The following is a 23,434-nucleotide window of genomic DNA, read 5'->3' on the forward strand; positions in this document are numbered from 1 at the left end:
CTAATCTAACCCCAACTGCTTGCAGACTGCGGCCACGCGCCGCTTCACGTCGTCGGGCATCTCGAGCATCGCGGGCCATGGCCGCGTGAAGCCTTCTGCAGCCCACTTGCGCGTTGCATCGATGCCCATCTTGCTGCCGAAGTTTGGCAGACGGCTCGCATGATCTAGCGAGTCAATGGGCCCGAGTGTGAACTGAATGTCGCGCTCCGGATCAATGTTGTTCGCGACGCGCAGCGTCACCTCGCGCAAATCATGGACATCGCAATCCTCGTCAACCACGATGATGCATTTCGTGAACATCGCCTGTCCCATGGCCCAGATTCCGTTCATCACCTTGCGCGCGTGCCCCGCGTAGGACTTCCTGATGCTCACGATCATCAGGTTGTGAAAGACCGCTTCGGGCGGCAGGTTTACATCGACGATCTCCGGCAGCGTCAGTTTCATCAGCGGAAGGAAGATGCGCTCGACGGCCTTGCCCATCCACGCGTCTTCCATCGGAGGTTTGCCGACGATAGTCGCCGCATAAATTGGATTCTTGCGGTGCGTGATGCAGGTGATGTGAAAGACCGGATACTCCTCCGTCATCGTGTAAAAGCCAGTATGGTCGCCAAACGGCCCTTCGCCGCGCAGCTCGCCGAGTTCTACGTAACCCTCCAGCACGATCTCCGACGTTGCGGGTACCTCCAGATCCACCGTCTCGCACTTCACCAGCTCGACTGCTTTACCGCGCAGAAATCCTGCGATCAGATACTCCTCGACATCCGGCGGCGCTGGCACGATCGCGCTGAACGTGACCGCAGGATCCGTGCCGATCGCGACTGCAACCTCCATGCGCTCGCCGCGAATCTTCGTCACCACGTGCTGAGGAACTCCGCTCACATCCACCGCTGCCGTCGTGCCTCCAGCGGTGCGCGCCATGACATCCACAGCACCGGCCGTGCTCTCTGCAGCTGCTCGCAGCCGGTCGCGGAAGTGCTCCGCCGCGACCTTCTGCCGCTGCCAGTGCATGCCAGTCGTCTTGCCGTCGTACACCTGCATCCGATACATCCCTACGTTGCGCTTTCCGCTGCGAGGGTCCTTCGTCACAACGCACGGCAGCGTGATGAAGGGGCCGCCATCGCCAGGCCACGTCGTGAGCACTGGAAACTTCAGCACGTCGACATCCTCGCCACGCAACACAACTTCCTTACACGGCGCGCGCTTTCGATCAATGACCTTAGGAAAATAGGAGCCGACCTCCGCCAGCATCGGCAGCATCTTCAGCTTGTCTACAAGACTCGTCGGCGGCACCGGATGCAGCAGTGTCTCGATCCGCTTTGCCACATCGTCAAGCGAATCCACGCCGAGCGCCATGCGCATCCTGCGTTCGCTGCCAAACTGGTTCATCAGCACGCGCGCGCCCTTGTAACCCGCTACATTCTCAAAGAGCAGCGCAGGCCCGTTGCCCTTCACCGCGCGGTCTGCGACCTCGGCCATTTCCAGTACGGGCGACAGCTCCGCCTTCACGCGCTTCAGTTCGCCCGCGCGCTCCAGCGCCTCCACCCAATCCCGCAATCCATCGAACGCCACATTGATCTCCTTGGAACATTGTCGCCCAGGTATCGCCTGCGATCACTCAACGCAGATTGATTCGCACCGCCTGCATCAATCCCGCGCGATAAAACGCGCTCGCCTCCATCCACGGCAGCGTGCACGCGACACATGCGAGCAGGATCGTAGCCACCGGCAACAACCATTCTGCGCCAAGCTCCTCTCGTCTCCGCCGGCTTGTCACGAGCAGCATCATCGCGGGCAAGACCGGCAACCAATATCTCGGTTGGACACCATACACCGTGCGCAGGCCCGGTGGCGTCCAGATCAGATACTCCGCTATTGAGATTCCGATCAGCGGAACGATCACCGCAATAAGGATCAGAATCCGCGCGCGCCAGCTTCGCACACCGACACTCGGAGCGCGCCACGCAATCACCAGCAGACACACACTGAGGACCAGCGCAGCGCCATGATGCGGCAGCAGATCGTTCCACCCAACCACATAAAGGCCGCGGTGCACAAAATCCCAAGCCGCCTCCGCCGTCCCTCTGCCTATCGCAAGAGAGGCAGCGATTGGATGCGACGCGAGGAACGCGACCTGACGAGCAGGGTCGGCTTCATCAGCGGTGTCCATGCCGAAGCGCGCGACCAGATGCCACCAGGCTGCACACGCAACCACGAGGGCCGTGAAGCTCGCGGCGTGCTTCAGCCATAGCTTCCATCCCCATTCCTTCAACTCCACCGCTGGCACAAAGATGATTACCCCGAGAGCTGCAAAGGGCGGCTTGGCCATCGCACAAAGTGCGAACAGCACCGCCGCAAGCGCCAGCTCACCATCGCCTAACCCGCGGCGCTCGTTCAGTGCTCTGCAAATCAGCGCCACACCCAACGCCGCAACGGGCAACAGCAGCGCGTCCTGCGAACATGTTGCCTGCAGAAACAGTTCGCTCGGCAGCAGCAGCGCCGGCAGCAGCATCCACGCGCCGCGTCCACTCCATCGCAACGCCAACCAGCCCAGCAGAGCCGCCGTGAATGCAGTGAGCCACCGCGCCAATCGCAGGCTCGCAAAGATCGTAAGATTCGCTGCCTCTGCGACCTTCCATCCAGCCATTGCCGGCAGATACAAGCCCGGCGGATACGTCGCTGTATTTCCAAATCCAGCGATCCTCTTCTCTCCAGACCATCGCACGTCCGCCCAGCGAGCCTGCGCTTCTACCGACACCGGACCGTACCTTCTGTCGTGAAAATCCGGGCTCTGCGGCTCCCAACGCATGCGGATCGAATCCATTGCATCCATCGCATGCACGGCGCCCGTGTCGACCTCTCCCCCGGCTTGATCTGCACCCATCCGCGGCAGAATTTCGCCGTGCAATAAAGCAAGTGCGCGAAGAGACTGGCTCGGCTCATCCGGGCCAAAGAAGGGAGGGGTCGTCCAGCAGAGCACACTCGTCAGCAACAGCGCGAAGACAAAATAGAACGCAGGCAAACGTCGCTCGATCGACTCCGCAGTGCCCACCTTCCAATGCCCCACGCGTTCCGCCCTCGTCACAGCCGCAAAAAAATCTTCCGCCGCCAGAGGAACCAGATGGGCAGAAAGCAAACCACCACAAAGCTCACCGCGAACGCGAGCGAGGTCCAGGCATTCGATCCCGCGCGTCCGAAGACGTCAAAGTACATCAAATACCACCATGTGCGCCGCACGCCGTCGGCTCCGGTGGTGTGCAGAAAGAGCATCGTTTTTACGATCACAACCGACACCGTGAACGCTGCAATCGCATTCGAGCCGAATACCAGCCACGGCCACGTCACAACGCGCAGCGCCCGCGGCCACGGCTGCACTCTGTCATCCACCAGCCACGAGCACGCCGCGAGCACGACCGCCGCAATCCCCCCGGCCAGCAGCACATAGCTCGAAGTCCAGAGATTCTTGTTGATCGGAAACCACCGCGACCAGACCTCACCGGCAGCAATGCCCGCCACTCCCCACGCGAACAGGCGCACGCGCACATTCTTCCAGCTCGCGCGCCCCATGCTCGCAGCCTGCATTGCAAGCCCAGCCAGTGCGCCCAGCAGCGTCGTCGCAACAGCCGGCAGCGTGCTCAGCAGACCCTCGGGATCGCGCGTGTGGTTGTACAGCGTGCCTGTGTGCAGCCACCGCTGCGTCCACGCCATCGCCGCGCGATCCAGCCACGCGGCAAGGTTCAGGTTCTTGTCCATGAACGGCACATCGCGGCCCGGCATGCCAATACCCGGCACCGGCACCCAGCGCAGCAGAATCCAGTAGCCCACCAGCAGCGACGCAGCAATCAGCACCAGCCAGCGCACCCGGCGAGTGGCGATCATAATCAGCGCGGCGAAAAGGTAACAGAGCGCGATGCGTGTCAGCACGCCATAAAGCCGCAAACCACCCCAGTGCATGCGCGGGAAGTACGCGAGGATGAGGTCGAGCAGGAAGATCTTGCCCGCGCGCACGAACGCTCTTCCCGTCAGAGTCCCCTTGCAGTTTCCGCGCGCCGCACGCGCCGTCATAGAGAAGACGATGGATGCGCCAACAAGAAACAGGAACGTCGGGAAGACCAGATCCGTGAGCGTCCAGCCGTTCCACGTTGCGTGATCGAGCTGCCCGAAGACATGCGTCCAGTCCCCGGGATCGTTCACCAGGATCATGAGCGCAATCGTCAGCCCACGCAGCACGTCCACCGACAGCACGCGCTGCGGCTTAACCACCACGCACTCTGCGGTCGCACGCTCTGCTATCGCGCTCGTTGCCATAACAGTCATCATCCATGATTGTGTGCAGGCCGCGCCACTCCTTTCACGGAACCGAACTGCACTCTGCGGTGTCTATTGCGACAGAAGCGTTCCTCGCCGGACGCACATCGAGACCGACCTGACTCGAGGTGCCCCATGTTCGAGGACTCACTCGTCGAATCCGCTGCCCTGCTCCGCACGCATAACCGCTGGCCCGCCGTGCTCTCCATCACAACGCAGCTCTGCGTTGCCGCGCTCATTCTTGCCCTGCCGCTGCTTCACCCGGAGCTTCTGCCGATGCAGCATCTCCTCCCGGCAACGCTGGCGCCTCCGCGCGCCCCAGCCCCGCCGCCTCCGCCCATGCACCTGGAAGCACGTTCGACAGCCGCCGCAACCTCCGCGCCCGCAACTCCCACCACAACTCGCGCCACGCAAATCTTCCGCGACCTCATCCATCCCACCGGTCCCCCTGCCGAGGCACCCACGCTCACCAGCATCGACCTCGGCAAAAGCAGCACGTCGCTGCCGCCCGGAATCAACTCCGCCGCGCCGGCAGCACCACACGTCAGCGCCAGGCCCGCGGCATCGCCATCTTCTAAGCTGTTGAATCTGTCCTCAGGCATCACCGCCGGACACCTCATCGCGCCCATTCGGCCCGAGTATCCAGCAATCGCCCGAACCGCCGGCATCGAAGGCACAGTTGTCGTCCAGGCGATCATCTCGCGCACTGGCGTGATCGAAAGCGCGCACGTCGTCAGCGGGCCCATAATGCTGCAGCCGGCTGCACTCGACGCCGTTCGCCAGGCGCGCTACCACCCGTTCCTGCTCAACGGGCAGCCCACAGACGTCCAAACCACCATCACGATCACATTTCGGATGAGGAGTTAAGCGCTAATAACCGTCGCACGCGGGTTCACGAGCACCGCTTCCAACGGGTACCCCGCGTCCTTCCATCCCTGCAGCCCGCCGCGCAGCGGGCGCACGCGAAGTACGCCCAGCTTTCGCAACTCCATCGCGACCTTGGCGCTGGTCTCCTCGCTTGGGCACGTGCAGTACAGCACAATCTCGCGGTCGTCCGGAATCTCATCACGATGCCTCTGCAGCTCGTCCGGCCCGATCCGCAGCGCGCCCGGCAATACCTCAGGGTCCGTAAGAACGTCCAGCGGATGCCGGAGGTCGATGATGAAAGGCGGCTCAATTCCACCCTTGCTGGCCAGTTCCATCATTCCCAGCAGTTGTTCCGGCTCCAGCCGCAGACCGCGAAGCTCCGCCATGAACCGCCGCCGTTGCACATACCGGTAGACGACGATGCTCATGATCATCAGCAGCACCAGCCCGACCGCGAAGTGCGTCAGCGTCGCGAACAGCCGCGTCGACCGTTCCGCCACATCACCGAAGAACCGCCCCGTAAACAACCACGCCGCCGCCCACAGCAGCGATCCGATCATGTCGTAGATCACGAATTCGAAGAAAGGCATTCCTGCCTGTCCGGCGATCGGCGCCGCGATCGTGCTCACTCCCGGCACAAACTTCGCGAACAGCAGCGTCAGTCCACCCCGGCGCGCGATCGACCCCTGCGCACGATGCACGCACGTTGAGGCATCCAGCGACAGCCTGCACAACAGGTCCAGAACACGGCTCCCAAACCGCCGTCCCAGCCACCACCACATTGAGTCCGACAGGAAGCACGCCAACAGCACGACAGGAACGATCAGCTCGAGGTGCAGCTTGTGCGCCGCGCTCATCGTGCCCGCCGCCAGCATCAGCGGAACGCTGGGAACTGGCAACCCTGCCTGCTCCACCAGCACCCAGCCAAACATGACGGTGTAGGCGTGCCGCAAAAACAGCATCTTGATCAGACCCATGACCGCCTCGCAACTCTTTCCAGTGTCCCTCTAGATGTCTCCGTGGGCTCGTCCGTTGCAGAAAAGATACGCACAAAGAGCGGACAGCGCACGAAATTAAAGAACTACGGCCCGGCAACATCGCCGGGCCGCTCATCGCTTGCAAAAAAGCCGGGTACGAAAACCCGGCTTTCTCAATCGATTGCCTTATTTCACGTGAACCTTTGGCTCTATCGACATACCAATGCGCAGTTCGTGATTTGGATCCTCCTGCGCCAGATTGTCGAAGTTAATTCTCACCGGAATTCTTTGCACCACCTTCACATAGTTGCCGGTCGCGTTCTCCGGTGGGAACAGGCTCAGCACCGAGCCCGTCGCTCCGCCGATCTGCGCCACATGACCACCGAACTTCTTTCCGCCCAGCGCATCCACCGAGAGGTCGACAGCCTGTCCGACGCGCATCTTGGCAAGCTGCGTCTCCTTGAAGTTCGCCGTCACCCACAGGTCCTGGAGCGGCACAATCGTCAGCAGTGACTGCCCAACGCTCAAATTCGCCCCGACAGCGACCGTCTTGCGGCTCACGATGCCGTCAATCGGCGCCACAATCTTCGTGTACCCAAGGTTCAGCTTCGCCTGGTCCAGTCGCGCCTGCGCCTGCTGCACCTCGGCCAACGCCGCCTGTTCGCGCGCCAGCTGCACGGCCACCTGCTTCGGTGCTGTCTGCTGGCTCTGTCGCTGCTCACTTAGCGCCTGCGCCAGCCGTGCGCGCGCCTGCCGAATCTGGTCCTGCGACGCGGTCGCGCTCCGCTCCGCCTCGTTCAGTGCTGCCTCATCGGCCGTCGAGGTCGCCACAGCCTGATCAAACTGCTGCTTCGAGATAACGTCGTTCTTCACCAGCGGCGTGTAACGGTCCACGTCGATCTGCGCCTTCAGCGCATTGGCCTTCGCCTGCTGAATGCGCTGTTCCGCCGCCTGTGCCTGCGCCTCGGCCTGCGACACAGCCGCCTCGTTCGATGCCACATCGGACGTCGAGGTCAGCACCTGCGTATGCGTGTTCACGCTCGTGATCGGCACATTCACCTGCGCCTGCTCATAATCCGCCTTCGCGTTGGCCAGGTTGGCCTGCGCCTGTTCGACCGCGACCTCAAAGTCTCTCGGATCTACCTCGGCAATCGGATCGCCCTTGTGCACCGTCTGCTGCTCTTCGACATCCACCTGGACCACCTGTCCAGCCACACGCGCGCTCACCTGGTACAAGTTCCCATCCACCTGCGCGTCGTCCGTGTCCTCGGTGAACGTCGAGCGCCAATAGAAGAAGATTGCGATAACCGCAAGGATCGCGACGACAACAATAATGATGATCCGCCGGCGGCCCTTCTTCTCCGGAGCCTCCTCTTCCTTCTTCGGCTCGGGCTTTTCCTGCTGTCCGCCCTGCTGCTTTATCTGGACAGTGCCCTGTATTTCCGCAGTTTGGCCCTGCTGTCCGTGCTCATTCTGATCGGCCACGTCTACTTCCCTCCGAGATAATCCTTGTAATTCGTCGATGCCACACCCAGCGCGCGCGCCAGCGAGAGCTTCGCCACATTGTGCTGATACAGTGCGCCGATGTACTGATCGTTTGCCTGCTCCAGCTGCGACAGCGCCTGCGACACCGGCAGGTCGTCACTCACGCCTGCCTTGAACCGCTGCTGCGCCTCGTTCAGCGCCTCGCTGGCCAGTTGCACGTTGCTGTGCGCCGCGTCCACCAGCTTCTCCGCGCTCTGAATGTCCAGAATCGCGTCCCGCACATCCTGATTCACCTGCTGCACCTGGTCCGAAAGCTTCGCCTTGGCCTGGTCATATTGCGCGTCGGCCACCTGCTCGTCGCCGTGCGTCTTCGCAATCTGCAGGATCGGCGCGCTCACCTGCCCGGTCGCTGAATACGTCCCATGCGAATGCGCCGGCGTCGTTCCCAGGTCTCCAAAATCACCTGAAAAGCTTGCCACCGGCAGTTGTTCATCAAACGCCGCCTTCTTGCCCGCCTCGGCAGCCTTCAACTTCTCGTCCGCCGCCGCGAGGTCCTTTCGCTGCTTCAGCGCCTGCTGAAACGCCTGCTCTGGATCCGGTGCGTCCAGCGCCGCAAACGGCTCTTTGTCGCTCAAGTCAAACTTCTGGTCCAGCGGCAATCCAATCGCCCGCGCCAGCGACAGCTTGTCCTTCGCAAACTGATTCTGCGTCGCAATCAACTGCTGCTGCTCATTCTGGTAGTCCACCTGCGACCGCAGCACATCCAGCCGCGGACTCGTTCCTGCCTCATGCGCCTGCGTCGCCTGATCCAGCTGCACCTTCGACGTCGCCATCTCCGCCTGCACCGCCGCGATCCGTGACTCATCAGCAAGGGCCACCAGATACGCATTGCCCACCGTCAGCACCACCAGGTCCCGCGCGTCCTGCGCCGTCAACTTCGCCGACTCGAAGTTGTGCTTCGAGGCCATATAGTTCTCGAACGCCTGCAGGTTCACCAGGTTCTGCGTCAGATACGCGCGGAAATCCACCACCTGGAACGGCCCAACGATCGGATTGATCCCCGGAAACTTCAACCCATACGCCGCCAGGTTCACCTGCTCGACCTCGATCGACGCCGCTCCCGTCGCCGTCGGCAGGAGATGCTGCAATTGCTCCAGCCGCTCGCCGCTCGCATTCTTCTCGCTCGAGCTCTGCAGAATCAGCCCTAGATTGTTCTTCAGCCCACGCTGAATCGCATCATCGAGCCCCAGCGGAAGCACATCTGCCGTCGCCTTCCCGCTCACCAGGCTGCCATGAAAGCTCTGATCCGCCCCGTTCTGCGGTGCCACCGGAGGCCCAGGCTGCTGCAACTGCTGCTGAACCTGTTGCACCTGCTGCAGGTCCGTCTGCTGCGGGTTCGTCTGGTTCAGCGGTATCCCGGTCGGGCTCGGCTGCGACTGCGCGTTCGCCATGCCGGCAGCCGCAAACGCAAGCATTACCAGCCACGCGGTCGCGCTCAGCGACGCGCGTCTCCTCTTTTCAAACATATCTCTCATGCTAACCCGTTAGCAGTACACCACCCGCGCGGTTCACAACCTGCCCAGAAGCGTTCTTATTCATACAGATGCAGAACCCGCTCGAGGATATTCAAAACTTTGCCTTGGAAAAATTCGGAAAACCGCGCCGCCGCTTATACACGGCAACCGCGCGTCCGCTGCAGATTCACATTTAGATGTTCGCGACATAAAAATTCGCAGCCTCTACACTTCTTCTTTCGAACACTTCTCACCTTCAGGAGCCTCCAGCATGTTTCTCGGCATCGACGTCGGCACCGGCGGCACCCGCGCCGTCCTCATTGACCGCGCAGGCAAGGTCCTCGCCTCCCATTCCGCCGACCACGCCCCCATCGCCTCCGCCCACATCGGCTGGGCCGAGCAGGACCCTGAAGACTGGTGGCGCGCCGCACAGCAAGCCATCCTCGGCGCCCTCAAAGCCGCCGCCGCTGCCGGCCACGGCACCAAAGTCGAGGCTGTCGGCCTCACCGGCCAGATGCACGGCTGCGTCATGCTCGACGCCGACGGCCGCGTCCTCCGCCCCGCCCTCATCTGGTGCGATCAGCGCACCCAGCCCGAGGCCGACTGGCTCAACCAAACCATCGGCTACGAACGCATCATCCAGCTCGTCGCCAACCCAGCGCTTCCGAACTTCACCCTCACCAAGCTGCTCTGGGTCCGCAAGCACCAGCCCGAGATCTTCGCCAAAATCCGCCACGTCCTCTGCCCGAAGGACTACGTCCGCTTCCGCATGACCGGCGTCTTCGCCATGGACATGCAGGAGGCATCCGGCACCCTGCTCCTCGACGTCGCCCACCGCCGCTGGTCCCAGGAGGTCGCCGAAGCCGCCGGCATTCCAATGTCCTGGCTCCCGCAGCTCTTTGAAGGCCCCGAGATCTGCGCGCACATCTCAGCCACGGGCGCCACTGCCACAGGCCTTGAGCCCAACACGCCCGTCGCCGCCGGCGCAGGCGACCAGGGCGCGGGCGCAGTCGGCATGGGCATCCTCGCACCCGGCTCCGTCTCCGCAACCATCGGCACCTCGGGCGTCGTCTTCGCCGCAACCGCCCAGCCCACGCTCGACCCCAAAGGCCGCCTCCACACCTTCTGCCACGCCGCGCCCGGCATCTGGCACGTCATGGGCGTCACCAACGGCGCCGGCCTGTCGTTCCGCTACCTCCGCGACACCTTCGCCCCCCGCAACCCCGACGGCTCCATCGCCTCCTACGACGAGCTCACCCGCCTCGCCGCCGAGGTCCCGCCCGGCTCCGACGGCCTCCTCTGGGCGCCCTACCTGTTCGGCGAGCGCACCCCGCACCTCGACCCTAACGCCCGCGCCGCCTTCGCCGGCATCACCGCCTCCACCACCTTCGGCCACTACGTTCGCGCCGTCCTCGAGGGCGTCGCCTTCTCCCTGCAGGACACCTTCACGCTCTTCCATGAGCTCAACATCCCCGTCGAAAAGATCCGCCTCGGCGGTGGCGGCGCACGCGGCCCGCTCTGGCGTCAGATCCAGGCCGACGTCTACAACCACCCCGTCGAAATCCTCGAAGCCGAAGAAGGCGGTGCCTTTGGCGCCGCACTCCTCGCCGGAACCGGCGTCAACGCCTGGCCCTCCGTCGCCGCCGCCTGCGACGCCACCATCCGCCCCGCCGCCACCATCGCCCCCAAAAGTGCCGAAGCCATGGCCCACGCCTACGCCCGCTTCCGCAAACTCTACCCTGCCCTCAAATCCATTGAGGGCTGAGGGAACGCCGCGTCACGCCACCTTACGTCTCGCTCGCTTCACCGGTGCCGGGCGTTCCTTCACAAACTGCGTTCGCAGGGCCTCGTCGATGCGGCTCTGCCATCCGTGTCCTGTCGCACGCACAGCTGCAAGCACATCGGGCGAGAGCCGTACCGAGACAAGCTTCTTCGTCGGAGCCTTCTGCGGCCCGCGACCCCGGCTCTTTAGTGCGCTCTGAACCCCAGCTGGAAGCTCGTCAAACCGCTTCGCTCGCGCAAACTTCTCTGCGCTCCACTCCGGGTTTTCCGAATCCGCCGTAGGCTTAGAAATTTTCGGCATATTGTTTTTGCTCCTGCCTAGTCGCCCTGCGAAGGCTGATCGCGCGAACCTGCTGTTGCCGGATCGTGAATGTGAGCACATGCAACGTGCCCTCAATCCATCCGATTGCGTTGTAACGTTGTTCTCCGTAATCCTGCGAATCATCCAGGACGAAGAGCGCAGTATCCAGGTCAAACCGCTCTGCTGCCTGGAGGCTGACACCGTGTTTGCGTCTGTTGATCGCATCCTTGGCCCGATCGAACCCGACATCCATCAAATTTATTTGTAGCTACAATCAACCTTTGTGTCGAGTGAGAAGTATCAAGAGGATGCTCTCCCGTCACCCCTGCAACTTACTCCGCTGCCAGCCGTCAACGAAACAGCTAAGCTGTTACCGATCTCATGCCCACACGCTCGCCTGCTGCGATCCTCGGCCTCGCTCTCCTCTATCCACTGGCCCTGCGCTCCAGTGGCCACTCGACGCAGCAGGCCGCCGACAACACCCCTGCCCTCACCCTCCACGCCGAATCCCGCATCGTCCTCGCCGACGTCACCGTCACCGACCGCCACGGCAACCCCGTCCACGGCCTCTCCGCCGCCGACTTCCAGGTCTTCGACAACAACCAGCCTCAGCGCATCGCCTCCTTCGACGAACACAACGCCGAACACATCCTCACCACCTCCGAAACCTACACAACACCACCGCCACAGCCCAACACCGCGACCAACATCTACCAACATCTCCCGCCCGTCCTCAACGTCGTCCTGCTCGACACCACCAACCTCGAGCTGCCCGACCAGATGTACCTCCACATCCAGCTCACAAAATTCATCAAGTCCCTTCCCGCTGGCCAGCCCATCGCCATCTTCGCCCGCCACGGCGATTACATGACGCTCCTCCAGCCCTTCACCTCTAACCACTCGCTCCTGCAATCCGCCATTGACCGCGCCATCCCGCGCATCGTCGCCGTCGGCCGCGAGTATCGCTCCGACACCGACACCCTCCGCCAGATCGGCCTCCATCTCCGCCAAGTGCCCGGCCGCAAAAATGTCCTCTGGTTCACCGGCGGATCCACGGCATATCTACTCGAAGGCCTCTCGGCACTAACCGCCGCCACACCCATGGGTCCTCCGGCAAACTCCGCCGCAGGCGCTGCCATGCAGGCCGCCACGGCACCCTCCATGCCCGTCGCCAGCCCGTCCATCGGCGAAGGCACTGACAATCTCCGCGAGGTCTACGACGAGCTCGAAGCCGCCCGCGTCGCCATCTATCCCATCGACGCCCGCGGCCTCACCACCGAAGGCGACGTCGCCCTCGGCCCGCAGCAATCCGAGATGATGCAGACCGCCGAAGCCACCGGCGGCGAAGCCATCATCAACCGCAACAGCCTCGCCCTCGCCGCCTCCCACATCCTCTCCGCCGACTCCAGCTCCTACACACTCACCTGGTCACCGCAGAACTTCCACTACGACAACAAGTGGCACAACATCCGCATCGCCGTCCGCAATCGCGACTACCACCTCAGTTACCGTCGCGGCTACTTCGCCGACAAACCCCAGACCATCCTCGCCAACCACAAACTCGCCACGCTCATCGCCGGCGACTCCAGACAGCCCGTCACCGCTCCCGACGTTCGCAGCACTCCGCTCCTCTTCCAGGCCACCGTCCACCCCGCCTCTGACACAAAAGCCCCCACCGCGACCGACGCCACCTACATCCCGCTCCGCCCCGCCGCGCCCCCCGCCAAAGGCACATCCGCCTTCCGCATCGACTACTCACTCTCTACCGCCGGCCTCTCGACCGCCACCACAGACGGCCATGCCACCGTCTTCTTCGCCGCCATCGCCCTCGACAGCGACGGCAACCGCATCGGCCAGACGCTCGACCGCGTCCGCTTCCCACTCGCCCCCGGCACCCCCACCCGCAAGCTCCAGGTCGAGCAGCAAATCAATCTCCCCAAAGGCGGCGACTTCCTCGCCCTCACCGTCTGGGACCCCATCAGCGGCCATCTCGGCACACTCCAGATCCCCGTCACCGCAAAATCGAAGTAGCCCTCGACCCGACAGAAATCCGGGTGCCCCATTCATGCGCAGTCTGATCGCGCATGGGTGGGGTTGCACAATGTCCGGCTTACTTCCTCACCAGATTGAATCCAAACGCCCCCTTGATCCTCCCCTTCACCGCCAGATCAATCCACAATCCCGCCACATTCTCCAGGTAGCGCGCATTGCTCAGCGGCCCCACATCCACCGGCTTCATGCCCGTGTCGGCAATTAACACCTCCACGATCTTCTTCGCTTCCGCATCATCGCCGCAGTACATCATGTCGAACGTCGCATCGCCCATCAGCGCCGCGCCAATCGTATTGAACGCCTTCACCACGCGCGCTCCCTTCGCCCACTGCGCCAGCGCGAGCGCCGCACTCCCGGCATCCGGTACGAGCACACTCAAATCCGGCCCCACCGGATTCACCGCATCAATCACAACCTTCCCCTCCAGCGCCAATCCCCTAATCGCCGACTCCACCGCCTGCCACGGCAGCGCAATCACCACCACCTCCGCGCCCTTCACCGCCTCCGCCGGCGTCGCCACCGCGACACCCGCATCGCTCGCCTTCTGCCGGTCCTTGCTTCCTTCGCGCAGACCCGCCGTCACGTCATGCCCCTTCTTCGCCCACAGTTTGCCTAACTGCGCGCCCACGTTTCCAAATCCCAACACAGCAATCTTCATCTCACGCTCTCCTTGCTGGAACTGCACTCATCGCCCCGCGATGCTCAGCCGCAGAAAATTTGTCCGTTGGATGCACTCAATCTCAACCCGTTGCGATAAAGTTCTCTCCTGTCACTCCGGGCCCACTTCATCCTCATCCCAAGCGAGCCCATCATGAGCACAGCTCCCGCTCCCAGCATCGAGCAGATCAAAGCCAATATGCGTTCCGCCTGGATGGCCGGCGACTTCGGCGTCGTCGCCAAAACCATCACTGCCGGCGCGGAAAAGTTCATCCAAAGCCTCGACATACCTCCCGGGGCGCGCGTCCTCGACGTCGCCTGCGGCACCGGCAACACCGCCATCCCACTCGCCCGCCGCGGCTGCATCGTCACCGGCGTCGACATCGCCACCAATCTTCTCGAGCAGGCCCGCGCCCGCGCCGCCGCCGAACATCTCGCCATCACCTTCGACGAAGGCGACGCCGAAGCCCTCCCCTACGGCGACGCCACCTTCGACGCCGTTACCTCCATGTTCGGCGCGATGTTCGCCCCGCGCCCCGAGCTCGTCGCTTCTGAGTGCGCCCGCGTCCTCAAACCCGAAGGCCTCCTCGCCATGGGCAACTGGGGTCCCGGCGCCTTCGTCGCCCGCATGTTCAAGATCGGCAGCACGCACGTCCCGCCCCCGCCCGGCGTCAAACCGCCCATCCTCTGGGGCGACGACGCCACCGTCCGCGAACGCCTCTCACCGTACTTCACCAACATCGAAACCAAGGCCATGCCCGTCGACTTCGATATGCCCACCAATGCCGCCGGCTGCGTGGACTTCTTCCGCACCTACTTCGGCCCCACCAAGGTAGCCTTCAGCAAACTCGACGAGTCAGGTCAGAAAGCCCTCTTCGCCGATCTCAAAAAACTCTGGTCCTCAGAGAACGTCGCACCCGATCCCGACGATCACACCCTCATCAGGCACGAATACATCCGCGTCACCGCACGCCGAAAATAAACTGCCGGGTGCCCCATTCATGCGCAGTCTTATCGCGCATGGGTGGGGGCGGAAAGTTATGTGCCGGAAACTCAACGTGGTCATCCGCTTAGTTCGCCGACGGCTTCTGCACGCTCTCGATCACCATCACCTTCGCCGGCGCCTTCATCGCATCCAGCTTCAGCCCGATCTGCTCCTGAATCGCCGTAAACAACGGTGGCGGCGCGTCCGCGGCGTTATCTCCGCTGTTCGGCGGCGGAATCCTTCCGCCATACTGCGACTCGTCCGGCGTCCACCTGAATTGAAAGTCGTACCGGTCCTTCAGTCCCGTCTGGTCCACTACCGGCCGGTCCAGCGTCCCTTGCATCACCTGCGCAAACTCTGCCATGGACGCATTGCGCACCATCATCCTTCCCGGAGGTCCGCCCAGCCCTGGAGGACTGGTCGGATCGCTTGCGCTCTTCGTAAACTTCGGCCCGCCCTTCGCCACCGACAGCACGTACACCGAAAGCTCTTTCGTGTCCTCATGAAACTTCAGCGCAAACCGGTCCGCCAGCAGCTTCCGCACGATTCCCCTTGCCTGCCCGAGGCTCGGCAAGCCCTCATGATCCGGCAGCACATCCAGGTCGAAGCGGTCCGTGTTCAGCCACTCCGGTCCACCAGTCACCTGTTTCGAGTTCAGGTTATACGCCAGCGTAATCAGACCTTCGACAGTGAAGTTTCTCGCCACCAGATGCCGCCCCTGCAGCGTGAACCCCCGGCCCTGTTCGTCCGGCGGGCTCGGCTTGATCGTTGCCACCTCATAACCCGGCTCTAGCTTCGGGTCCATCAAACTCAGTGCCGCAGTCCGCTTCGGAAGCTCCCACGCGTCACCGGCGCTCACATGTTCCAGCGTCAGCGGAGCGGTCTGCCCGGCCTGCTTCCACGTCCCCACCGCACTCTTTCCCTCAGGGCCCATCTTGCCCTCAAAGTCCACATCCATGCCGGTGATCGTGAACTTCAGCACGCCGCCATCCAGCGACAACGTCGTCGTGGCCAGTCCCCCCGGTCCGGGCTGGTCGACGGGATAGAGCTTCCCCTTCAGCGCTCCGTTCTCCTTTGTGATCTGCAGCTGGAGCCGAATGTCCTGCTGCCCCGCGTGCAGCGTCCCCTGCCAGGTCTCCGGCGCGTTCTGTGCCTTCGCTCCCACACCCCACAGCGCAGCCAACACCCCAACCCACACCAGCAGCCTTCTCACAGCGATCCTCCCGGAAAGTACCGCCCCATCCTAACCCCTCAACATCGCTGCGCGATCGGTCTCGCCCCTCGGTAGCGCCTCACAATCGAGGAGCCGGTGGCGATCATACCGGAGCCTGTTGCCAAGAAGCGGGGCCCTTACAAGCCACGCCAGAACTAGAATGGCTGGCATGACGTTGCTCACTAAGCTAAAACTCGCTCTCTCTGCATGGCTGCGGCAACCGAAGGATGAGATGGACCGACGTCAAGACACAAGCAAGATTCAGTCCCTCTTCCCGCCGAAGAAATAACGAATTTCGAACTGAGGCACTCCCCACCCCCTCATCTTTTCTTCGCAGTATGATCGCCGTTCTGATGCAGCACCAGTGAAGTGATCGTCCCATTCGCATCCGGCACAAACTCCAGTTCGGCATCGGGCTGGCGCGCATAGAACCGCGCGTGCCCATCCACTACTCCCTGGTACATCAACGGAAGATCCTGCTGTCCGGCACCCGACGCCAGTAATCCATTCGGCCCCATCGCAATCGTGATCGCGAAGCTCGGCGCGACGTCGTACACGCCTTCAAACTTCTTCAACGCCTCCATCGCGATTGGCACCGGCTTGTGCTCATCCGGCAACACCACCGGTTTGCCCAGCGCCACCGACATCAACTCATCACTCACTCGATCGATCGCGCCGCCGTTCTCATTGCTCAGCACAATCACCGCCAGCCGACGCTCCGGCACATACGCCAGTTCAGTGTTGAATCCCTCGATTCCCCCGCCGTGCACCACCGTGCGCACACCGTTCTTCGTCTGCACAAACACGCCAAGCCCGTAATCACCTTTACCCGGCGTCGTCATTCTCTTCAGCGAATCCGCACTCAGCACCTTGCCGCCAAAGAGCCCACGCTCCCACTTCAACAGATCGCCCGTCGTCGAATACATCGACCCCGCAGCCCACGGAATCGACATCGACTCCGACCGCGCCACCACGAGCTTGCCGCCGCCCGCGCGCCTGTATCCTTCCGCCCGCTTCGGCAGCACCAGATCATCCGTATCCAGCCCGGTATCGCTCATCCCCAGCGGATCCAGCAGCCGCTCGCGCAACAGCTTGTCGTACGGCTCTCCGCTCACCTTCTCAATCACCATCCCCAGCACCTCAAAGTTCGAGTTGCTGTACTCAAACTTGCTGCCCGGCTCAAACTCCAGCGGCTTCGCCTCGATTCTCGCCAGCTCCTCCGCATGCGTATGCCGGTTCGCCGCCCACTCGCCAAAATCTTTCTCATTCGTGAAATTCGGAATCCCCGACGTATGCCCTAACAAATTCGCCAGCGTGATCTTCTCCCACGCAGCCGGCACATCCGGCAGGTACTTGTTCACCGGATCTTCAATCCGCAGCTTGCCATCCTGTTCGAGCAGCAGCACCAGCGACGCCGTGAACTGCTTCGTCAGCGACCCCAGCCGAAACTTCACATCCGGCGCATTCGCAATATTCCACTCCTCCACCGCATCGCCATAGCCCTTGTTCAGCAACACCGTATCCCCATCCACCACCAGCACCGAACCAATGAAGCCGTTGTCCTTCGTATACGCGCTTACCACCTGCTCCATCCGCGCCGCTCGATCGACACTCGGCGCACTCTTCTCCTGCGCGCGCATCGTTCCCGCACACAATACCGCTACCCAGACTGCCGCAAAGGCACTCCTCATCGCACGCTCCATCACTCTGAACTCACATCACGCACGCCATCTGACCGCGCGCGGATCGAAAGGTTTCACCACACGTCCGCAAATTGATTGCATCTGCCAAGCTTCGTCGTACCATAATCCGCATGAGCGCCACGCCCGACACTCCCATCCGCTGCGCAGTCCTCGGTTTCGGCCTCGCCGGCAAGGTCTTCCACTGCCCCTTCATCTCCGCGGTCCCCGGCCTCGAACTCACCGCAATCGTTCAGCGCAAAGGCGACGAAGGCGCGCGCGCCTATCCCTCCGCGCGCATTCTCCGCTCCGTCGACGAAGCCTTCGCCGACCCCACCATCGACCTCATCGTCGTCGCCACGCCAAACGAAACCCACTTCGACCTCGCCGCCCAGGCGCTCCAGGCCGGCAAGCACGCCGTCGTCGACAAGCCCATCACCTCTTCCGCCAAATCCGCGCAAGCGCTCGCCTCGATGGCCAAAGCGCACAGCCGCATCCTCGCGCCCTTCCACAACCGTCGCTGGGACGGCGACTTCCTCACCGTCCGCAAGCTTCTCCACGACAACACCCTCGGCCGCGTCGTCGAGATCACCTCACGCTTCGACCGCTACCGCCCCCTCCAGCGCCCCAACACCTGGAAGGAATCCGCCACCGCCTCTACCGGCCTCCTCTACGACCTCGGCCCGCACCTCGTCGACCAGGCGCTCGCTCTCTTCGGCCCGCCCGCGCGCCTCACCGCCATGATCCACCACGACCGCGACACCACCGACATCGACGACGCCTTCGACATCATCCTCGAGTACGAGCGCGGCTTCGGCCACACTCTCCGCTACATCTGCGCCGCCACCATGCTCGCCCCCGATCCCTCGCCGCGCTTCCTCGTCCACGGCACTCACGGCAGCTACCGCAAGTTCGGCGTCGACCCCCAGGAGCCCACACTCCTCAACACCACCCTCCGTCCGCCTCGCCTAGACTCCCCCGAGTCCGCCACCACCCCCTGGCTCCCCGAACCCGAATCCGCCTGGGGCACCCTCACCGTCGCGCACGAGCTCACCCAGAACACTCAGCTCACCCGGTCGCAGCTCCCCACCATCCCCGGCGACTACCGCCTCTTCTACGCCAACGTCCGCGACGCCATCCGCGGCAGCGCCCCACTCTCCGTCACCGCCGTCGACGGCTTCCGCACCCTCCGCCTCCTCGACCTCGCCCGCCAATCCAGCGAACTCCGCCGCACCCTCCCCGTCACCTTCGACTAACGAATCACCACCGCACAGGGTGGGCTATCGCGCGTTAAGACGCGCGATAATTCGCAGGACGCCGCCGCCACACGGCAGCACATCGTGTACTCTTGCACGCAATGTCGCGCCCCACCATCCTCTGCATCACCACCTACGAAAAAGGCCAGGCCTTCCTCCGCGAAGTCGCCAGCCTCGGCTGCGACATCCACCTCCTCACCGTCCACAAGCTCCGCGACGCCGACTGGCCCCGCGACATCCTCGCCGGCTTCCACACCATCCCCGAAGACCTCACGCCCGAACAAACCCTCCCGTACATCGCCAACCTCATGCGCCACATCCCCATCGCGCGCATCGTTCCGCTCGACGAATTCGATCTCGAGACCGCCGCCCTCGCCCGCGAGCACCTCCGCCTCCCCGGCATGGGCCAGACCGCCACCCGCTTCTTCCGCGACAAGCTTGCCATGCGCGAAGCCGCCGCCCGTGCCGGCGTCTCCGTCCCCGCCTTCTCCTCCGTTGCCAACCACGACGCCCTCTATCAATTCCTCCAATCCACCGAAGGTCCCTGGCTCCTCAAGCCGCGCTGGTCCGCCTCTGCCATCGGCATCCACAAATTCCAAACCGTCGAAGAAGTCTGGCCGATCCTCGATCGCCTCGGCGACGCCGCCACCAACCACCTGGTTGAGCGCTTCCTCCCCGGCGACATCTTCCACGTCGAAGGCATCACCTGGAACGGCCGCGTCCTGTTCGCCGCGCCGCACAAATACGGCCAGCCGCCCTTCGAAACCATGCACTCCGGCGGCATCTTTTCCACCCGCGCGCTCGACCGCTCCTCCGAAGAAGCCCGCGCCCTCCTCAAAATCCACGCCGCCACACTCGCCGCCCTCGGCATGCAGGCCGGCGTCACCCACTCCGAGTTCATCCGCGCTCACGCCGACGGCCGCTTCTACTTCCTCGAAACCGCCGCCCGCGTCGGCGGCGCCTACATCGCAGAAGTCGTCGAGCACGCAGCTGGAATTAATCCCTGGATCGAGTGGGCCAGCATCGAAGTCGCCCTCGCCCGCGGCGAAGAGTACCAACTCCCGCCCATCCGCCCCGACTACGCCGGCAGTCTCATCTCGCTCGCTCGCCAGGAGTGGCCCGACACCTCCGCCTACACCGACCCCGAGATCGTCCACCGCCTCTCGAAGCTCCACCACGCCGGCCTCATCCTCCGCTCGCCCGACCCCACCCGCATCGAATCCCTCCTCCGCGACTACACCACCCGCTTCCTCACCGACTTCTACGCCCGCCTCGACGCCCCTGCCAAACCCACCGCCTGAACCACCAGCGCTCGTCCCACCGACCGTCCATCCTCCCTACCGCTGCTCTGTTCGCGCCGTCATCCTGAGCCGTAGGCGAAGGATCTCCGTATTTCGGACCGCCACGGACCCTGAAAACTAACACCACCAAACCCCTCAAGAGAACGGTATCTTAGATCCGTGATGCCATTGAACCGCCGATCCTTCATCCAAAGCGCCCTGCTCGCCGGCAGCGCCATCAAACTCCGCGCTCTCACCACCCACCTTTCCGCCGCAACAACCGACATCACCACCCTCCGCTCTCAATTCCGCGAGCCGCCCAAAAAATTCCGCCCCATCGTCCGCTGGTGGTGGCCTGGCGACGACGTCGACGAACCCGAACTCCTGCGCGAACTTTCCGCGCTCGACGACGCCTGGTTCGGCGGCGCCGAAATCCAGGCCTTCAACAAAGCCTTCCCCGACGACTTTCTCGCCGCCGAAAAAGACCGCATCAACGGCTTCGCCACCGACTCCTTCTTCCGCCATGTCGCCACCGTCGCCCGCGGCGCGCGCGATCGCGGTCTCTTCATCGACTACACCTTCGGTTCCGGCTGGCCCTTCGGCGGCGGCGAAGCCATCACCCCGGAACTCGCCGCCATCGAGCTCCGCTCCTCGCATCTCTCCGTCCAGGGTCCCGGCACCTTCCACTCGCGCCTCCAGATTCCATCCATCGCCGACAGCGACGGACTTCCCGCCGGCTGGGCGGAGCGCATTAAGAAGCGCGCAACCATCGTCGCCGTCATCGCCGTCCGCGGCTCCGAGCCGCAGTTCGCCTTCCATCAAACCGATGGCCACGGACGCGCCGTCTTCGCCTCCGGCGACTTGATCCACGACACCGCCGTAGATCTCACCGCCAACCTCCAGCCCGATGGCCTGCTGCACTGGGAGATCCCCTCGGGCACATGGCAGCTCTTCCTCTTCCTCTCCACGCCCACCGGCCAGCGCCTCAACGCCGGCGCCGGTGCCGGTCCGCAGCTCGTCATGGATCACCTCAGCGCCGACGCCTTTCGCGCTCACGCCGCCCGTGTCGGCGACGCCGCCATTCCGTTCCTCAAAGACGTTCTCGGCAACGGCATGCGCGCCATCTTCTGCGACAGCCTCGAGGTTCGCGGCAACATCTTCTGGAGTGACGACTTCCTCGCAGAGTTCAAGCGTCGCCGCGGCTACGATCTGCAGCCCTATCTCCCCATCCTGCAGGTTCAAACAGCCAACCTGCCCTACGCGCGCTTCTATGAAATGCCGTACTTCGACATCAAAGGCATCGGCGATCAGGTCCGCCACGACTATCGCCTCACTGTCGCCGAGCTCATGACCGAGCGCTTCTACAGCCAGTTCAATCGCTGGGCGCACGACCACAATCTCCTCTCCCGCACCCAGGCGCACGGCGCTCCCGTCGACGTCCTCCGCGTCTACGAAGAAGCCGACATCCCCGAAACCGAGCAGCTCTACGACGAGGGCTGCTACGACTTCCTCAAGCTCGCCTCCTCTGCCGCGCACATCAACGGCCGCGCGCTGGTTGGCAGCGAATCCTTCGTCTGGCCCAGTGCCGCCTATCAGACCACCCCGGAAAAGATGAAGCTCGCCGCCGACGAGCTCTTCACCGCCGGCATCAACGCCATCGTCTTCCACGGCTTTCCCTATCAGGTGCCCGGCATCCCCGCTCCCGGCTGGCATCCATTCAGCGGCAGCAACCACTCCGGCAACTACTCTTCGCAATTCAACGAGCTCAATCCGCTCTGGCCCTACTTCGCTCAAGTCAACCGCTATCTCAGCCGCCTCCAGTTCATCCTTCAGTCTGCAAAGACCGTTCCCGCCGTCGCCGTCTTCCGCGACACCCTCACCCACGGCGCCGAAGAAGCTCCGCCCACGCCCCCGCTCAATCAGGCCATCATGGACGCCGGCTACTTCTACGACTACATCAACGGCGACTCGCTCCTCCAAAGCAAAATCGACAACAAATCGTTGATCACGGTCGCCGGCACGAAATACCGCGCACTCATCCTTCCCTCCATCGACTCACTGCCCGCAGACGTCGCCGAAAAGATCGAGTCCTTTGCCTCCGCCGGTCTTCCTGTGCTGTTCTTCGGCGATGCTCCCACCCGCGCCAGCAGCTTCGCCTCTCGGGTTGAAGACACTCAGCGCGTCGAACACGCCATGGCCGCTATCCGCAGCCATCCCGGGTTCCACACCGCCGCGCAGATCCCCTCCCTGATCTCCGCGCTGTCCACCGCCTCTGCTCCCAACATCCGCTTCCACGGCGATCCGTTCTTCTTCATCCAGAAGCAGCTCGACGACACTTCCCTCTTCTTCCTGCGCAACGAGTCCGATCAGTTGCGCAAACTAGACGCCGAATTCGAAGCCGAGGGCGAACCGCAACTCTGGGATCCATGGACGGGCGACATCGCTGGGCTTTCCTTCACCCGGACCGGCCCCAACAAAGTGGCGATCAAGCTCGACCTGCAACCCCTCTCATCCGCATTGATCGCCTTCAGCCCGAATTCCGCCCAGCATCTCCCGCTCGCAAAACAACTCTCCGCCTATGAAATGCCGATAACGCAGGACATTGGGACGAGCGGCTGGACCCTTGTCGCAACCGAGACAGTTCCCGCAAGCGGCGCCCGCATCATCCGCCGCACGCTTCCCCTCCTCGTCGACTGGTCTCTCGACCCGGAGCTCCGCAGCTTCTGCGGCCGCGGCGTCTACACCACCAGCTTCACACTCACCTCGAAAGTTCACGAGAGCCGCATCGTCCTCGACCTCGGCAGCGTCCGCGAGGTGGCCGACGTCAAGATCAACGGCACACCAGTCGGCACCCTCCTCCTGCGGCCCTACCAGATCGACATCACAGAACACGTCCACGCCGGAGACAACACCCTCGAGGTCGCCGTCACCAACACCCTCTTCAACGCCATGGCCCTCCGCACTCCCCGGAACTTCACCCCCGGCCCCACCGAAAACGCCTCCGGCCTGATGTCCGGCGGCCTCATAGGTCCCGTCCGCCTCCAATACATGCGCACAAAGTCTTGATTTCACATCACTTGC

Annotated in this window: 18 protein-coding genes; 7 read left to right on the top strand and 11 right to left on the bottom strand. The window is 63.3% G+C overall.

From position 1 onward, the window contains the following. The 3 genes from VGU25_08785 to VGU25_08795 are packed head-to-tail and all read right to left on the bottom strand — an operon-like array spanning position 1 to position 4,305. Positions 1-1,569 carry a UbiD family decarboxylase gene (locus tag VGU25_08785; GenBank protein ID HEV2577294.1) on the bottom strand — a complete coding sequence of 523 codons (1,569 nt, stop codon included), beginning with the start codon at positions 1,567-1,569 and terminating at the stop codon, positions 1-3. A gap of 46 nt (positions 1,570-1,615) precedes the next feature. Further along, a complete protein-coding gene (locus VGU25_08790) occupies positions 1,616-3,082 on the bottom strand; it encodes a DUF2142 domain-containing protein (protein ID HEV2577295.1) in 1,467 nt (488 codons plus the stop codon). Then, positions 3,079-4,305 (bottom strand): hypothetical protein, encoded by a 1,227-nt coding sequence (locus VGU25_08795; protein ID HEV2577296.1) that lies wholly within the window; start codon positions 4,303-4,305, stop codon positions 3,079-3,081. Before VGU25_08795 ends, VGU25_08790 begins: the two co-directional genes overlap by 4 nt. A 135-nt stretch (positions 4,306-4,440) precedes the next feature. On the opposite strand from VGU25_08795, the gene VGU25_08800 reads away from it, so the two are divergent. Then, a complete protein-coding gene (locus VGU25_08800; GenBank protein HEV2577297.1) occupies positions 4,441-5,172 on the top strand; it encodes an energy transducer TonB in 732 nt (243 codons plus the stop codon). On the opposite strand, the gene VGU25_08805 is transcribed toward VGU25_08800, so the two are convergent. The 3 genes from VGU25_08805 to VGU25_08815 all read right to left on the bottom strand — a co-directional run bounded on the left by VGU25_08805 (position 5,169) and on the right by VGU25_08815 (position 9,160). Next, entirely contained in the window at positions 5,169-6,149 is a 981-nt protein-coding gene (locus VGU25_08805; GenBank protein HEV2577298.1) for a VTT domain-containing protein, read from the bottom strand. The two genes, VGU25_08800 and VGU25_08805, sit on opposite strands and share 4 nt — an antisense overlap. A gap of 186 nt (positions 6,150-6,335) precedes the next feature. Continuing rightward, positions 6,336-7,634, bottom strand: coding sequence for an HlyD family secretion protein (locus VGU25_08810; GenBank protein HEV2577299.1), 1,299 nt, complete (start codon positions 7,632-7,634; stop codon positions 6,336-6,338). A gap of 2 nt (positions 7,635-7,636) precedes the next feature. Next, positions 7,637-9,160: a TolC family protein gene (locus VGU25_08815; GenBank protein ID HEV2577300.1), complete on the bottom strand. Its 1,524-nt coding sequence runs from the start codon at positions 9,158-9,160 to the stop codon at positions 7,637-7,639. A 259-nt stretch (positions 9,161-9,419) separates the two neighbouring features. On the opposite strand from VGU25_08815, the gene xylB reads away from it, so the two are divergent. Then, the gene (gene xylB, locus VGU25_08820) at positions 9,420-10,913 is read left to right on the top strand and encodes a xylulokinase (protein ID HEV2577301.1); all 1,494 of its coding nucleotides are present in this window, start codon (positions 9,420-9,422) and stop codon (positions 10,911-10,913) included. A gap of 12 nt (positions 10,914-10,925) precedes the next feature. Here xylB and VGU25_08825 read toward each other — a convergent pair whose 3' ends face one another. Both VGU25_08825 and VGU25_08830 read right to left on the bottom strand, forming a co-directional pair. Further along, a complete protein-coding gene (locus VGU25_08825) occupies positions 10,926-11,231 on the bottom strand; it encodes a BrnA antitoxin family protein (protein ID HEV2577302.1) in 306 nt (101 codons plus the stop codon). Then, positions 11,215-11,484 (bottom strand): BrnT family toxin, encoded by a 270-nt coding sequence (locus VGU25_08830; GenBank protein ID HEV2577303.1) that lies wholly within the window; start codon positions 11,482-11,484, stop codon positions 11,215-11,217. Before VGU25_08830 ends, VGU25_08825 begins: the two co-directional genes overlap by 17 nt. A gap of 128 nt (positions 11,485-11,612) precedes the next feature. Here VGU25_08830 and VGU25_08835 point away from each other — a divergent pair, with 128 nt between their 5' ends. After that, on the top strand, positions 11,613-13,262 hold the full coding sequence (locus VGU25_08835) for a VWA domain-containing protein (GenBank protein HEV2577304.1): 1,650 nt from the start codon (positions 11,613-11,615) through the stop codon (positions 13,260-13,262). 79 nt (positions 13,263-13,341) lie between these two features. Here the strand turns inward: VGU25_08835 and VGU25_08840 are convergent, their stop codons facing one another. Further along, complete coding sequence (locus VGU25_08840) at positions 13,342-13,941, bottom strand: NADPH-dependent F420 reductase (GenBank protein HEV2577305.1); 600 nt, start codon at positions 13,939-13,941, stop codon at positions 13,342-13,344. 153 nt (positions 13,942-14,094) lie between these two features. Between VGU25_08840 and VGU25_08845 the strand changes: the two genes are divergently transcribed. Further along, positions 14,095-14,922 carry a class I SAM-dependent methyltransferase gene (locus VGU25_08845; GenBank protein ID HEV2577306.1) on the top strand — a complete coding sequence of 276 codons (828 nt, stop codon included), beginning with the start codon at positions 14,095-14,097 and terminating at the stop codon, positions 14,920-14,922. A gap of 88 nt (positions 14,923-15,010) precedes the next feature. Here VGU25_08845 and VGU25_08850 read toward each other — a convergent pair whose 3' ends face one another. Then, a complete protein-coding gene (locus VGU25_08850; GenBank protein ID HEV2577307.1) occupies positions 15,011-16,138 on the bottom strand; it encodes a TIGR03435 family protein in 1,128 nt (375 codons plus the stop codon). A gap of 320 nt (positions 16,139-16,458) precedes the next feature. Beyond that, complete coding sequence (locus tag VGU25_08855) at positions 16,459-17,829, bottom strand: serine hydrolase domain-containing protein (GenBank protein HEV2577308.1); 1,371 nt, start codon at positions 17,827-17,829, stop codon at positions 16,459-16,461. A gap of 122 nt (positions 17,830-17,951) precedes the next feature. On the opposite strand from VGU25_08855, the gene VGU25_08860 reads away from it, so the two are divergent. The 3 genes from VGU25_08860 (at position 17,952) to VGU25_08870 (ending at position 23,419) form a co-directional block, all read left to right on the top strand. Next, positions 17,952-19,073: a Gfo/Idh/MocA family oxidoreductase gene (locus tag VGU25_08860; GenBank protein HEV2577309.1), complete on the top strand. Its 1,122-nt coding sequence runs from the start codon at positions 17,952-17,954 to the stop codon at positions 19,071-19,073. Between the two features lie 101 nt (positions 19,074-19,174). Then, complete coding sequence (locus VGU25_08865; GenBank protein ID HEV2577310.1) at positions 19,175-20,374, top strand: ATPase; 1,200 nt, start codon at positions 19,175-19,177, stop codon at positions 20,372-20,374. Positions 20,375-20,536: 162 nt separating this feature from the next. After that, entirely contained in the window at positions 20,537-23,419 is a 2,883-nt protein-coding gene (locus VGU25_08870; protein ID HEV2577311.1) for a glycosyl hydrolase, read from the top strand. Positions 23,420-23,434 lie beyond the last annotated feature (15 nt).

It is taken from the genome of Acidobacteriaceae bacterium (assembly GCA_035944135.1).
GTDB lineage: Bacteria > Acidobacteriota > Terriglobia > Terriglobales > Acidobacteriaceae > Granulicella.